The sequence below is a fragment of the Sphingomonas sp. Leaf23 genome, assembly GCF_001421585.1.
In the GTDB taxonomy this organism is placed as follows: domain Bacteria; phylum Pseudomonadota; class Alphaproteobacteria; order Sphingomonadales; family Sphingomonadaceae; genus Sphingomonas.
Map to the genome: position 1 here is coordinate 8,809 of NZ_LMKR01000005.1, position 15,186 is coordinate 23,994.

Here is a 15,186-nt window from a genome sequence, read left to right on the forward strand (position 1 = left end):
TTTAGGCTCAGCCATGGAACAGCGCCGTCGCATCGGTGAGGACGGTCGGGGCGGTGAGCGCGCGGTCGAGATAGAGGTTGCGGGCCTCGCACGAGGTTTCGGCGACGAGCAGACAGCTGTGGCAGGCGGCACCGCTCAGCGCGCGTTCGTCGCTGTGATGGTCGGGGTCGTGTTCGGCGCAGATCGGGTCGCCCGAACACAGCGCCAGCCGGTCGAGCGCGCGCTCGGCGATGGCGCCCAGACGGGGGAGGACGGCGACGAGGCCGCCCAACGTCCCCTGTGCGCCGGTCGAGGCGGTGTAGAGCAGCAGGCCGTAGCGCGGGCCGTCCTCCTCGAGGATCGCGTAGAGCCGTTCCTTGAGCGCGGTGGCGGGATAGCCGCAGTCGAGGGCGATCTCGTTCATCAGCGCGTGGGAAAAGCCGTGCATCGCGTAATAGGCGAGGTTGGGGAAGCGCAGCTTGTCGCCGTACGCCTGTCCCTGGCGCCAGCGTTCCCAGCCGCTCCAGAGTGCTTCGTGGCGGGCCATGACGGCGGGCTTGCCCAGCCAGTCGGCGATGGCTTCGGCGTCGAAGCGCAGAAAGATGCCTTCGCCGCGCTGTTCGACCGCGGGCAGCCAGTCGAGGTCGGTGGCGAGGGCGGCGCCTTCGACGGCGATGTGCAGTTCCTCCAGATCGCCGTCGATGGCGGTAGGGGCGGCTTCGAAGCGGGTGAAGCCGTAGAGGCAGGCGACCTCGCGCAGGCGGTGGACCGCGACGACCGAGGCGATCGGCGACAGGCGGGGGCGGTCGCCGTCCCACTGGTCGCGGGTCAGGGTGCGGGCGTGGAGGCGGGCGTCAGGGGTGTCCGCGCCGATTTCGGGCAGGCCGGAGGCGAGGAGGTCGAATTCGGCGACCTTGGGGGCCTTTGCCAGGTTCTGGTGGCCGGTGGCGCGCAGTTGCGCCACGCGGGCGACGATGTCGGCGTCGCTCCACCCCTCCAGTGCCGCCCGCAGCGACGGGTTGGCGCGGCGGGCGAGGGCCATTTCGGCTTCGGTGGTTACCCAGTCGATCGCGTCCATCTGCCCCTCCACCAGTCGCGTCAGTTCGTCTTCGGCGGCGGGCAGCGAGATGACGGTCAGCACCTGCGGGAAATAGGCGTTGGTCGCGGTGCGGGTGAGGAAGCGCAGGTTTTCGCTGCAATCGGCTTCGTCCTTGTTCAGCCAGGGGCGGCGGCCGCGGCATTTGCCGAAGCGGCCATCGGCCTGCGCATCGCGCAGCGACAGCGCCGCGCCGCAGCCGCAGGTGATGCGGGTCGAGGCGGGGTCGCCCGAGGTGCCGCGTTCCTCCAGCCACAAAGGCTGCACGCAGCGGCCGGGCTGGTCGACATGGACGGCGTAGGACCAGTCGATGTCCTGCAGATGCCCCTTGTGACAGCCCGCGACGAAGCGGATCGGGGTGACGGCCACGCGCCGGCCGTCATCGTCGATGAAGTCGGCCCGTCCCTTGGGGTTCAAATCCTGCCAGCGGACGAGGCGGCGGCGGCGGGTGTCGCCCACCGTTTCCGCATCGCGCGCGACGAACCATGCGGGGAAGATGCGCGCCTCGATCCCCGGCGGTTCGCCATTGCCGGCGCGCGCCTCGTCATCGGCGGGCGGGGTGCGCAGGGTGAGTTGCACATCGTCGGCCAGCCGCCCGGTCGCGCGCAGCAGCGTTTCGAGCACGGCGACCGCGCGCGGTTCGTGGACCGGACGCCAGCTGCCGCGTTCGCGCATGTGCCACAGGTCCAGCCCGCCGATCACGACCGACCGCGTCGGCAGGTCGACCATCGCGCCGGGCCCGAAGCCGAAGACCAGCTGCGACTGGCGGAGCGTAATGCGCTTGCCGTTCATGCCATGTCGCCCGCGCCGCTGACGCGTTCGCCATTGGGGCCGCGTGGTTTCACCAGCACGCCGGGTTCGACATCGCGCATACTATAGCCTGCCTGAAACCGCGCATGGGCGGGGGAGAGATTGGCGAGCGCCGGGTCGAGCGGCGGATGGAGCAGCCGGTGGGGCCGGTCGTCATAGCTGAACCGCCCACCGGCCATCGTGCCCTGATCGGCGAGCATCATCCAGTCGTCGAGCAGGCCGGAGATGGTCGCCGCCAGCCGGTCGCGCCCGCCGTCGATGGTTTCCGGCGCACGGTCGACCAGATGCGCGATCACCGCCGCGCGGGTGTCGGGCGCGTTGGCGAGTGCGGCGACGGCGCTGGACGGCGTGAGGCTCGGGTCGAGATGGCGGGCGATCGCCACCACCACCGCCGCCAGCGACCGGTCGAGCGCGCGCGCCGACCATGGCGTCACGCTGGTCGCCTCCACCGCGCGGTAGAAGGTGTCGTGGAAATGGCCGAATTGTTCGAAATGCATCCGATCGCGCGGGCGGTGGACGTTGAGCACGACCGCGACGAGGCCCGGGCGCGCCGGGTTGCGACCGACGCGGCTGGTCGCCTGGATATATTCCGCCGCGGTCTTGGGCTGGCCCTGCACCAGCATCAGCCCCAACCGATCGATGTCGAGGCCGACCGAGATCATGTTGGTCGCCAGCGCCACGTCGACCGGTTCGCCGGTGCCGTCGAAGCGGGTTTCCAGCCGCGCCTTGGCCGCCGCGACCTGATCGGTCGAGACGCGCGAGGTGAGTTCGACCGGTTCGCCAAGCGCGCGATTGCCGAAGGGGTGATCGACCGGTTCGACCCGGCGGCGGCGGTCGCCATAATCGGTCAGACGGGCGGCGACTTCATCCTCGACGATGCGCCGTGCACCGCCCAGTTCGCGCAATGCGTTGAAGTAGCAGAGCGCGGTGCGATAGGCGTCGGCCCCATTCCCTTCATCGGCGCCATCCGCATCGGCCAGCCCCTGCGCCGCGCCGAGCAGCGTCACCAGCGTTTGCAGGAACACCAGTTTCGGCCCGCGTCCAGCCGCCGCGATGCCGACATACCAGCGTGCCGGATCGTCGGGGCTTTCCGGCTTCGTCAGCGCGAAAAAGCTGTCGCGGCGGTCGATGCCGGGCGGGGGGAAGATGCGGGTGTCGTGGCGGTCGAACAGCGCGCGGATCTGGTCGCGGGCGCGGCGGACGGTGGCGGTCGAGGCGACGATCTTTGGCCGGATGCGCTGTCCGTCGATGGTGCGCGAGGCGAGGCGGTCGATCGCCGCTTCGTACAGGCCCGCCACCGTGCCCAGTGGGCCGGAGATCAGGTGCAGTTCGTCCTGTACCACCAAATCGGGGGGCATGAGGTTGTGGCCGTTGTCGAGCGCGCGGCCCTTGCCGGGTTCGGCCGCGCCGTAGAAGCCGCTGTCGTCGGCGCGGTCGACATGGCCGAAGAACGCGCCCGCCGCGCCATTCCATGGCAGCGCCGCGAATTTGTCGACCGTGGCGATCAGGAAGGCGGGGAGGCGGCGGTAGATCGCCTGATCGACCGTCACCACCGGCAGCGCGCGGTCGCCGGTGAAGGCGCAGGCGTGGTTGACGCAGCGCAGTTCGAGGTTCGTCGGCGCGTCGCTGTTCGGCACGCAGCGGAAACTGTGCGGGGTGAAGGGGGTGTTGCACCACGGGCAGGCCTTGATCGGGGCGGGGGCGCGGCTGTCGCGGCCGGTGGTGTAGGCGCGGACGCGCTTGACGGCGGTGCCGTCGCGCTTGTCGCCTTTGCCGCCCAGCCAGTTGGGGCTGGCGTCCGACCCGACCCACAGGCCGATTTCGATCGGCCAGTCGCCGAGCAAGGGCCGGCCGGCATCGTCGCGATAGTCCGGCCCGGTGCGCAGCAGTTCGAGCGCGCAGACCAGCCCCGCCGCCCGGCCGAGCTGGTCGAGCGTCAGCAGACGCAGGGTATAGCGCATGATGACCGCGACCCCGGCGCCGAGCAGGCCGCTGGCCCCCAGGCGTCGCAGTGCGATGGTGCAGGCGGCGAGGCCCAGATACGCCTCGGTCTTGCCGCCGCCGGTCGGAAAGAACAGCAGGTCGGCGGTATCGCGGTCGCCATGGCGCGGATCGGCCATGCCCGACAGGTTGAGGAGGATGAAGGCGAGCTGGAACGGCCGCCATGCGGGGTGCGTGTCGGTTGGGCGGCGGGCGCGGGTTGCATCGGCGACGGCGCGGTTGGCGATGGCGAAGGCGCGGCGGACGGTGGCGTCCCGCGCCAGCAGCGCGATGCCGGCGGCCATCCGGTCGCAGGCCGTCGCCTGATCGACGATCAGTTGGCTGGCGGTGCGGACGCGTTGCGGGGCGGTGGCGATGTCGGCGGCGGTCGCCGCGACATGCTGCTCGGCGGACCATGTGCGATAGGCGGTGACGAGCGGTTGCAGGGCGTCAGCAAGGGTCGCGCCGTCGCCCGTTGCCAGTGTGGCCAAATGGTCCATGCCGAACGCCACGTCGGCGACGCTGGCGGCTACGGTGCGCTCGACCGCCGCACGGGGCAGGTGGGTGGTGTGGACCCGGCGGACGATATCATCGGCATCGGCAGCATGGCCGGTCGCGCAGCCGAGGCCGACGGCATAGGCGGCGCTGTCGCGATATTGCAGGTCGGCGAGCTGGTCGTCCCAATCGTCGCGGGTGATGCGCGACAGGTCGTGCTGCGCGACGAAGCCGGTGGCGCAGTCGAGCGTCAGGCGCACCTGATAGGCATAGGCGAGGTCGCGGTAGCGCGAGGGTGGCTCCAGCCGTTTGTTGACAAGGAACACCGTCACGACCTGCACGTCGCGGGTGGTGCCATCGGCGTGGGCCAGCGCGAACGGGCGGGCGCGGATGGCGAGTTCCAGCGCGCCACCGGGCCGGGCGGTGGCGGCCGATCCGATAAGGGGCACGCGGGTGATTCCGTCCGCCTCGCGTGGGACGCGCAGCGTTTCGGTGGCGTGGCGGGGCACGCGCCGCCAGCCAATAGAGGTGCCGTGCGGCTCCGCGCCGCTTTCCAGCATGTCGGGCGGCAACGGCGGTTCGGGGGCATAGTCGCCCCAGTCGATCGTGACCGCCAGCGTATCGACGGACGCGTCGACCATGGTCGACAGGCCGATGGTGCTGGGGAGGAAGCGGCGACGTGCCGGGGGTGCCTCCGGCTCGTCATGGTCACCCGCCGCACCGCCCGCGCCGAAACCTTCGTCGGGGAGCAGCGCGTCGATTTCATCCCATTCGGCATCGGGGGTGTCGTCGGTCCCGGCGGTCAGTTCGCCCGAGGGCGCGATATAGCCCGACAGGTACCAGCGCGACGGACTTTCACCCGGCGGCAGGCGTTCGGTGACGAGATCGGCGTCATCCGCCTCGCCGGGGCCGATCAGGTTGCGCCGGAGGCGGGCGACCAGCTCGCTGCGTATTTCGGCTGCGTTCATGCCATCCGCTCCATGTTCGCGCGTTCCTCGTTCAGCCGCAGCAGCCGTGCCAGCACCGCGTCGCGCAGCGGCGCGCGCCAGAACAGGCGGCCGCGATAGCGGTGGTCGTCTTCGGTTTCGGGATCGAGGAACACCGGCGATGCCTCGACGGCGAGGTCGTCCCAGCCATAGGCGGCGAGCACCGCGCGATCCATTTGGGCGTGCAGGTCGCGCAGGGTCGCGATGTCGGCATCGGTGTCGGTCGCGCGGTGGAAGCGGTTGTAGGTGGGCGTCATGCCCTGTTCGCGGGCGATCATCAGTTGCGCGCGGTGGTCGTGATAGGCCTGGCCGGCGGCGTCGAGGGTGGGGTCGGTGGCGAAGGCCGGGGGCAGGGGGAAGGTTTCGAAACAGTCGGACGGGGTGTAGCGCAGGTCGTCCTTCATCGAGGACGCGAAGGCGCGCGCCCAGACCTCGTGCACGCGGGATTGGAGCGTGGCGAAGGCGGCCATCGTATCGAGGGCAAAGACGGCCGTCGTGTGCGAATACACTGATCCGTTTGGCAGCCGAGCAAAAGCCATATGCGGCGTCGCCCCACAATTCACGACCAGAACCACCGGCAACCCGGCGATCGCGGCATAGAGTCCAGGACGTTTCTCCGCGTACTGCCACCATCGCTGTCGGAGCGCTGGTCGATCCTGTCGGTCCCTGTCCGGCTTTACCCGCGTGCGCACGATCCCGAGCAAGTCGGGCCAGTCCGCTGCGACGGATAGCGGATAGTCGGTGGCGACAATTCCAAGGCGGAGCTGATCCTGTTGCACGATAGCGCTCAGTTCCGACCAGCGGGAATCGTCTTCTGCGCGACGCAACGGCCGGTCAAAGAAATCAACGACATAGCGATGATGCGCCAAGGTTGGAGAGTTGTTGACTTCCTCTCCGCCCAGATAGGGTTTGATGACGATGGCGTTTTTCGGATCACTGGCGATCAGCCGGTGCATTTCGTGCAGCGGCGTCGCCTTGCCCTTCGCCGCGTTCACATCGTCGAAGGTAAATCCCATGCCGAGCAGGAACGAGCCGATGAACGATTTCCCGGCATTGGCCTTGAGCGCTGCCGGCGAGCCGTCCAGATCGCCCTCCATCAGATAGGCCGAGATGCGGCGCACCGGGCGGCCGTCCAGCACCGGCATGCCATCGTCCGGCCCGCGCAGGACGAAGACCTGTGCGACGACGACGGCCGCTTCGCCTTCCCAGACGTGGCGGCTGACCGCGCGGGTGATGGTGCCGCCGTCTTCCAGGATGCGGGTCAGGCCGCTGTCGCGGGTGTCGCCCTGGCGGATGGTGTTGGTCGCGATCAGGCCGAAGGTGCCGCCGGTGCGCAACAGGCTGAAGGCGCGGCGGAAGAAATGGGCGGCGAGGTCGGCATTGCCGTGGGTGCCGTCGTGCAGCGTCTTCAGCCAGTCGGGATAGGCGGCGGCATGGCCGGCGGCGATGGTGTTCTTGCCGGCGAACGGCGGGTTGCCGATGATCGCGTCGAACCCCGGATTGGGGCGGCTGAACACATCGTCGAACGCCAGTTCCCAGTGAAAGCCCTCGATCCCGATCGGATCGGCGTGCAGTGCCTGCTGCAGCGTGGCGAGGCGGTCCCAGCCGATGTCGTCGGGGGCCAGCACCGCCTGTTGCACCTCCGCCAGCCGGGCGAGGCGGTCGCGCGCGTTGCTGCCGGAAAAGAACGACCAGAGGACCGCATCGGCGATCCGGTGTGCGCGCCGCAGTGCCTCCGTCGCGGCGAGGTTGCGGCGTTCCTGCGTCGCATAGGGGGCGATCTCCGCCTCCTGCCGCATCAGCCGGCGCAGTTCGGCGGCAGCGGCGATGCCGCCCTGCACGATCGCCTCGACGAAGCCGTGCTGGCGCGACACCTTGCCCCAGGTTACCGCGACGATGTTCGGGTTGGGCAGGCCGACCAGGCTGTCGCCCGAACGGAGCACCGCGTCGAGGAAGGTGAATTCGTGGGCACTCGCCAGCGTCTCCAGCCAGAGCGAGAGCTTGGCGAGGTCGATGGCGAGGGGGTTGCGGTCGACGCCGCGCAGGCAGTGTTGCGCCACCAGCCGTTTGGCGTGGAGCAGTTCATGTTCGTCGGCCGGGATCGTCGGGCGCTGCGCGGGCCAGCGGGTCCACGCGGCGACCAGCCGTTCGCCCAGTTGGCGGCATGCTTCGACCAGGAACGCGCCCGATCCGGCGGCGGGGTCGCAGACTTTCAGGTCGAGCACGTCGGCCGGGCCGGCGTCGGGGCCGATCCGGGCAAAGGCGGGGGCGAGCGCGTGGGCAACGATCGGGCCGGTCAGGCTGGGCGGGGTGTAATGGCTGCCGGTGCGGCGGCGTTCGTCGGTGGGTTGCAGGATCGGGGTGCCCGCCGCGACCGGCGCGCCGCCGGGTGACGCGCGGGTGTCGGCGACCGGGGCGAGCGCGGCGGCGAGGGCCGCGGTGTCGGTGCCGGTTTTCAGTGCGCGCGACACCTGGGTCGGCCATGCGCCGCGTCCGGTGGTGGTCTTCAGCCATTTCTCCCGCTCGCCGCCGGGCAGCGCGGCCAGCGCGGACAGGTCGACCCAGACCGGCACGCGGTTCGCCTTGCCCGCGCGGATCGCCAGCATCGGGGCGGGCGCGCACTGTGCGGTGAAGCCCATCACCGTTTCATAGACCGAGCCGATCTGTTCGACGCTGAGCGCGCGGTAGGCGATGCGTTCGCCCCGGTCGATCAGCAGCGCGTCGAGGATGCGCAGGACGCAGCCGTCGCCGACCGGCAGTACTGCCTCCGCATCGCCCGGCGCGTCGCGGCCGAGCAGGAAGGGGAAGGCGTCCTCGTCGAACAATTTGCCGCCGCGTGCCTGCATGAAGCCCGACGGATCGCCGCGCCCGACCAGCCGGAACAGCGCGACCAGCCGCCCCCAGCTGCCACGCCGTTCGTCCATCACGTCGGGATAGAGCGCGGCATCGTCGCGCAGCCGCAGGTGGAGTGCGCCCAGCGCATAACCCTGTTCATACAGGGTCGCCGCCGCCCCGCCGGGCTGCGAGGGCATCAGCGCGCGATCCTCGGCATAGAGGATGAAGACCAGCCGCAGCAGGACGGTCAGCAGCCCTTCGTAGAGATGCTGCGGCCGGTCCTGCGCCAAGGTCCGCACGCGCGCGGGGTCGGCGGCGTCCAGTCCGCGCAGCAGTTCGTGGAGCGACGCCAGCACCTGTCCGGCAAGGCGGGTCGACACATCGGCTTGCGCCGCGCGGCTTTCGGCGAGGAGGGCGGGGAGGCGGTGCGAGGGCGGGCCGGTGAACAGCGCGTGGCCGTCGAGCAGCAGCTTCAGCCCGCCCAGCATCCCGCGCCCGGCAACGTCGGACAAGGGGGTGAGCGGCCAGCTCATATGCCCCGACACCTCGCCGCGCGGGGTGACGACGAGACGGAGGATGGCTTCGGTGGTCGCGCCCTCCCGCCGGCCGGTTTCGCGCGCGCCGATAAGGATGCCCGCACCGATGCCGGTTTCGCGGAGCAGCCGTTCGAAACGCTGCTGCGCGGTCGCCTCCCACCCGTCGAGCGTGCCGCGCCGGTCGAGCAACAGGTCCGGTGCCTCGATCCGCACCAGCAGTTGCGGGGCCCCGTCCGCCGCCAGCACCGCCCAATGCGGTTCGAGCAAGACGTCGAGTTCGGGGAAGGTCACCCGCAGCGTGTCGGGCAACGGCGGGCCATCGGGCGCGCCCGCGACCCGCACCGCCGGCCAGCCGAGGATGTCGCGGAAGAATGGCCACGGGTCGTGGTCGAACCCGGCAAGGACGGTCGTCACGGCGGCGCCGTCGGCGGCATCCTGCGGCGTGACCCATGCGCCGATCCGGGTGAGCGCGGCGGGGGCGACGACCAGCCCGACCGGCTGGAGATAGCCGATCCAGTCGTGCGGGCCGCTGGCCGGGTTCATGCCGCCGGCCACAGATAGACCAGCCCGATCGGTTCCAGCCGGGTGGCGTGGATGCGGGCGGCGGCGCGCAGCCGTTCGGGTTCGCGGACCAGTTCGTCGTCCAGCCGGGTGGCGGCGCGATCCCACGAGCGGCGGTCGGCGGCGCGCTGCCGCGCTTCGGCGGGGTCCAGCAGCAGGTCGAGCTGGCCGCTATCGCTGCCCCGTTCGCGCAGGATGCGGGCGATGCGTTGTTTGAGCAGCGTTTCCAGCCCCTGCGCCTCGGCAGCGGCACGACGGGTGAGGTCGTGCGCGACCCGTGCCGCACGGGCCTCGGCGCGTTCGGTCAGCACCGGGCGGAGGTCGGCGACGTCGCGGGCCGCGTTGGCGGTCGCGAGACGCACCGTATCAGGGTCGGCATCGTTCGCATCGCGCAGCGCGGCGAGCAGTTCGTCCAGCACCCGCGCCTCGGCCTCGCGCCCCTCGGCCAGTGCGCGCAGGGGCGCATCGTCGCGCCAGTCGGCGGCGACGCTCAGCACCTCTTCATGTAGCCGCGCCGCCTGTTCGCCGTAGAGGGCGAGGCGGCCTAGCAGGACGACACGGGGGGAGGCGGTGGTTGCGGTGCGGATGACGCAGCACCGCTCCAGCCCCTGCCGGAACCCCGCCGACAGGAACCGGCCGAGCAGCCGGCGGACGAGGCGGTGTTCGAGGTGCAACTGCACCACATCGCCCGCATCGCGCCCGTCGTGGAGGATCGCGGGCGCGAAACTCAACCGGCGGACGGCGGCGTCGGGGCTGGCGCGCCATTCGCCGGGGCGCTCGCCGGGCCTGGCCGGGCGGGCGCGCAGTTCGTCGATCAGCGGGGTCCAGCTGGGGTCGCCGGCCAGACGCGGTTCGTCGAGCGCGAAGACCGGGGTGGTGCCGATCGCGCCGGGCATGGTCCAGTCGCCGCCCGACCGGTGGAGCGCCAGTTTGACCACCGACTGCAATTCGGCGGGGTCCACGCCGACCCGCGTCCGTGCCCTTTCCAATGCGACGGCAAGGTCGGCCTGTTCGCGCCGGAGCCGGGCGAGGCGGGCATCGGCACCGTCGTCCAGATCGCGGACGGCGGCGGCGACGCGGGCGTCGGCCTCTGCATCGCGGATGCGGGTGGCGAGGTCGCGCGCCCCGTCGCGGTCGATGCCGCTGCGGAAGCTTTCGGCGATGCGGTCGCCCAGCACCTGTCCGGCGGACCCCAGCTGGCGGCGGATCGCCTCGGTCTTGCGCACCAGCGCGTCGAGCACGACGTCCTCGGGCCGCTGGGCATAGGTGAAGTAGCGGCAGGTGACGGTATCGCTGGGTTGCAGCTTGCGGTCGATCCGGCCGTTGCGCTGTTCCAGCCGCGACGGGTTCCACGGCAGGTCGACATGGATCAGGTCGTGGCACCCCGATTGCAGGTTGATGCCTTCGCGTGCGGCATCGGTGCAGATCAGGATGCGCAAGGGGCTGGCGGGATCATTGAACGCGCGCTTGATATCCTCGCGCCGTTCGGTCGAGGTGATGCCGGTGAAGCTGTCGATCCGTGCAGCCTGATCCGGGTCGGCGGGGTTGGTCAGCACCGACAACTGGCGCTGGAGCCAGCGGCGCGTATCCTCATATTCGGTGAACAGGATCAGCCGCCGGTCACGCCAGGCGCCTGACGTGTCGAGCAGGTGATCGCGCGCCCAGTCGAGCAGCCAGCGGACGCGGGCATCGGTGCCGGTGCGGTGGGCATCGGCCAGCGCCAGCATCGCGGCGGCATGGGCGCGTTCGGCGGCGAGGGTGGCGGGCGCAGCGTCCTGCGCCCCGGCCAGCGCTTCGGCCTGGGCGCGGGCGTCTTCGCTGTTGGCGAGCAGGTCGAGCGCGGCATCCTCCTGGCCTGCGAGGTCGGGGGCGTCGGGTTCGACGTCCTCAGCCACTATCGCCGCCGCCGCGCCCGCGATGGCGCGGTCGAGGCCGTCGATATGGACCTTCAGCGTGCGGGCAAAGGCCGGGATCGAGGAGAGCAGCCGTTGTTGCAGCCCGACGAAGCTGAGGCGCGCCTGTGCCCGCCGCGCCGGGGGCAGGGTGGCGATCCGAGCCTCCCGCAGCCGGCGATAGTCGGCGAGCATGGCGGCGAGCACCAGTTCAGGGGCGTCGTCGGGCAGGCCGTCGATCACGATCGGTTCGACGATCCGTTCGGGGAAACGCTCGCCCAGCGCGCGCAGGTCGCTCTTCAACCGCCGGACCATGACGGGTTCGAGGTCGGCGGGCCGGACCTGCACACCTCGCGTGAACCGCTGCGGATCGAGCAGTTCGAGCAGGGTCGCGAAGCTGTTGGGATGGCCGTTATGCGGCGTGGCGGACAGGAACAGGCGATGTTCGAACCGGTCGGAAAGGTCGCGCAGCGAACGCGTAAACTGGCTTTCGATCGCATAGCGCCCGCCGCCGGCCGGCGCGGCGTGGTGCGCTTCGTCGAGGATCAGCAGCGATCGCGCGCGGAAATCCTCCAGCACGTCGCGCAAGGGCGCGACATAGGCTTCGTCGCCCAGCAGCCGGTGCGACAGGATGAAACGCGATCCCGCGGCCCATGGGTTCGCGCCATAGCCGCGACGGCGGCGCAGCGCCTCCAGATGGCGGGCGTCGATGATCTCGAAGGCGAGGCCGAACTTGCTTTGCAATTCGTCGCGCCACTGGGTGGTCATCGCGGCGGGCGCGAGGACGACGGTGAAGTCGACCCGGCGGCGCAGCAGCAGCTCGCGCAGGACCAACCCCGCCTCGACCGTCTTGCCGAGGCCCACATCGTCGGCGATCAGCAGGTTGACGCGCGGCAGGCGCAGCGCCTTGCGCAAGGGGAGCAGCTGATAGGGATCGAGCCGGATGCCGGCGCGGAACGGTGCCTGGAACAGATCGCGCTCCGCCGCCGTCGCGGTGCGCCAGCGGACGGTGCGCAGATAGGCCGAGAAGCTGGCGGCATCGCCGCCGCCGACGGCGCCTTCGCGCCCGAGCGAAGCCCATGCCTCTTCATCATGCAGCCGGGCGTCGACCTCCGCGCTCCACAGCACGCGGGCATCCTCGCCGCTGGCATCGTCGTCGATACAGGCGAGACGGTGGCCGTCATACGGGCCGTCGGGCTGCCCCTCGACCATCCACAACCGTCCGCGCAGCGACACGAACTGGCCGATCCCCGGCTGGACCGGGCGGATGCCGCTGTGGCTGGCCATGGTGGTTCCCCTCTCCCTGATGAGGGTGGGGGAGGGGGTGGGGGCTGCCAATTCGGGATGGGTCCGGTTTCGCGGCGATCGGGATGCCGTCGTCGATGACGATCGATGGGTCCTGCCCCGGAAACATCCATTCCGGATCATTTGCCTTGCCGCCCCTACCGCCAGCGTGGACGGTGCGGGGAGGGAGATAGGAATGACGCCGGACCTGCAGCGCCCGTGGGCGAAGACGATCACCGATGACGACGACATTGCCATCGCGGCGCTGCCGCTGGTCGATCATTGCCTCGATGTCGGCGAAGTCGCGGAAATCGTGGTGCGGGCGTGGGCGGCTCCGTTGGCGGCGGCGGCGGGGCGGGGGCTGACCGAACAGGATATTGCGCGGCTGGCGGTGCTGGCCGCGCTGCACGATCTGGGCAAGGCGAACCGGGGGTTTCAGGCGCGGATCGATCCGACGGTTCGGGCGAGGGTCGGCCATACCGGGCAGGTCGCGGCACTGCTGGAGCATTCGAAGCTGAAGCGGCATCCGGCGGCGGTGGCGATCCAGGCGATGTGCGACGAATGGGGCGCGGAACAGCATTTCGCGGCGGTAATGGCGCATCATGGCAAGCCGCTTGCCGAATTTGAGGAGGGGGCCAACTCGAACGTCTGGGGCAAGCATAACGAGCATTGGTGGCCCGGCTCTGATGGCGATCCCGCCGCCGCCGTCCTGCCGCTGATCGATGCGGTGCGGGCGCGTTGGCCGCTGGCTTGGGGAGCGGGAGCGGCGTTGCCGGCGGCGTCGCGCTTCGTGGCGCTGTTCGCGGGGCTGGCGACGCTGGCCGACTGGCTGGGGTCGGACTCGCGCTGCTTTCCGATCGAGGGGCCGCATGGGGCGGAGCGGGTCGTGTTGCGGGCGCAGGCGGCGCTGGCGGCGGCGGGGGCGCGGGGGTTGCTGTCGCTCGATACGCCGCCGGGGGATTTCTTCGACGCTTTCAAGAACCCGCCGTTCGACTTTCAGCGGGGGGCGGCGGGCGAGCTGGGGGCGGTCGCACTGATCGAGGCGGAGACGGGATCGGGCAAGACCGAGGCGGCACTGTGGCGCTGGCTGGAATTGCGAAGGCGCAAGCTTGTTGATGGGCTGTTCTTTGCCCTCCCCACCCGGTCGGCGGCGGTGCAGTTGCACGCGCGGGTCGACAAGATGCTGACGGACGTCTGGGGCGCAGATGGACCGCGCGCGGTGCTGGCGGTGCCGGGATATCTGCGGGCCGGCGACGTGGAGGGGCAGGCGCTGCCCGGTTACGCGGTGCGCTGGGACGATGGCGACAAGGGCGAGGCGCGCTGGGCGGCGGAGCGGGTGAACCGGTTCCTCGCGGCGCGGGTTGCGGTGGGGACGATCGATCAGGCATTGCTGGGGGCGTTGCCGGTCAAACATGCGCTGTTCCGCTCCAGCGTGCTGGCGCGCAGCCTGTTGGTGGTCGATGAGGTGCATGCGTCGGACGCGTATATGACCGGGCTGCTCGAGCGGCTGATCGACCAGCATGTCGCGGCGGGTGGGCAGGCGTTGCTGCTGTCGGCGACGCTGGGTGCGGCGGCGCGGGCGACGCTGTTGCGGCAACCCTGTCCGTCATCCGAGGAAGCGGAGGCGGTGCCGTATCCGGCGCTGTCGGGGCGCGGGGTGCCGCCGCGCGCGGCGGGCGGGGCGGCGGGGCGCGGGAAAGCGGTGTCGGTCGAAGTCGCGCCGATCCTCGACGATGCGCGGGCGATCGCGACGCGGGCGGTGGAAGCGGCGCGGGCCGGGGCGGCGGTGCTGGTGGTGCGCAACAGCGTGGCCGGCGCGGTGGCCGTCGCGCAGGCGGTGGCTGAAATGGCCGACGACCTTGCGTTCACGGTCGATGGGGTGGCGACGGTCCATCACGGGCGGTTCGCGGCGGCGGATCGGGAGAAGCTGGACGATGCGGTGACGCTGACGTTCGGCAAGGGGCGGGCCGGTGGTGGGCGGGTGCTGGTGGGTACGCAGACGCTGGAACAGTCGCTCGACATCGATGCCGACCTGCTCGTCACCGATCTCGCGCCGATCGACGTGCTGTTGCAGCGGATCGGGCGATTGCACCGGCATGCCGGGCGCGAGCGGGGGGCGTTCGCGCGGGCCCGCGTCGTCGTGCTGCGGCCGGCGGCGCGTGACCTGACGCCGCTGCTGCGCGGGCGGTCGTTGCATGGGCTGGGGGGCACGAAGCGGGTCGTGCCCTATCCCGACCTGCTGCCGATCGAGGCGACGTTGCGCCTGCTGGAGACCATGCAGGAGATCGTCATCCCGCGCGACAACCGGATGCTGGTCGAGCGTGCGCTGCACCCCGATCTGCTCGACGACCTGGCCGACGGGTTGGGCAGCGAGTGGCAGAATCACCGGCGGCAGCGCAATGGCGGGACGGCGGGCGATGCGCAGACGGCGCACACCGTCGCGCTGGACCTTGGCAAGCGATTTACCGAACTGCGCTTTCCGATCGGGGGCGAGGATGTCGCGACCCGGCTGGGTGCGCGCGACCTGTTGATCGACCTGCCCGCGCCGCTGGACGGGGCGTTCGGCGGGACGATCGATCGGATCGCCATCCCGGCGTGGATGGCCGAAGGCGTCGGCGCGGCCGAGGTCGAGCGGATCGACGGGCAACGGTTTGCGCTGGGCGGGCAGCGCTATCGCTATGACCAGTGGGGACTGGCGCGCGACTGAGCCGAAAAGCGTCGCGGGGTATAAC

The 15,186-nt window shown here is 70.9% G+C and carries 5 protein-coding genes; 1 reads left to right on the forward strand and 4 read right to left on the reverse strand.

Translation table 11 applies throughout. The features are described 5' to 3' along the window. Positions 1-7: 7 nt before the first annotated feature. The 4 genes from drmB to drmD are packed head-to-tail and all read right to left on the reverse strand — an operon-like array spanning position 8 to position 12,457. Positions 8-1,867 carry a DUF1998 domain-containing protein gene (drmB, locus tag ASE67_RS14570; RefSeq protein WP_055763014.1) on the reverse strand — a complete coding sequence of 620 codons (1,860 nt, stop codon included), beginning with the start codon at positions 1,865-1,867 and terminating at the stop codon, positions 8-10. Continuing rightward, the gene (gene drmA / locus ASE67_RS14575) at positions 1,864-5,328 is read right to left on the reverse strand and encodes a DISARM system helicase DrmA (RefSeq protein WP_055763016.1); all 3,465 of its coding nucleotides are present in this window, start codon (positions 5,326-5,328) and stop codon (positions 1,864-1,866) included. Before drmA ends, drmB begins: the two co-directional genes overlap by 4 nt. Continuing rightward, a complete protein-coding gene (locus ASE67_RS14580) occupies positions 5,325-9,260 on the reverse strand; it encodes an Eco57I restriction-modification methylase domain-containing protein (RefSeq protein WP_235511927.1) in 3,936 nt (1,311 codons plus the stop codon). Before ASE67_RS14580 ends, drmA begins: the two co-directional genes overlap by 4 nt. After that, positions 9,257-12,457 carry a DISARM system SNF2-like helicase DrmD gene (drmD, locus tag ASE67_RS14585; RefSeq protein WP_055763020.1) on the reverse strand — a complete coding sequence of 1,067 codons (3,201 nt, stop codon included), beginning with the start codon at positions 12,455-12,457 and terminating at the stop codon, positions 9,257-9,259. The genes ASE67_RS14580 and drmD overlap by 4 nt, the downstream gene beginning before the upstream one ends. A 193-nt stretch (positions 12,458-12,650) precedes the next feature. On the opposite strand from drmD, the gene ASE67_RS18255 reads away from it, so the two are divergent. Next, positions 12,651-15,161 (forward strand): CRISPR-associated helicase/endonuclease Cas3, encoded by a 2,511-nt coding sequence (locus ASE67_RS18255; RefSeq protein ID WP_055763023.1) that lies wholly within the window; start codon positions 12,651-12,653, stop codon positions 15,159-15,161. Positions 15,162-15,186 lie beyond the last annotated feature (25 nt).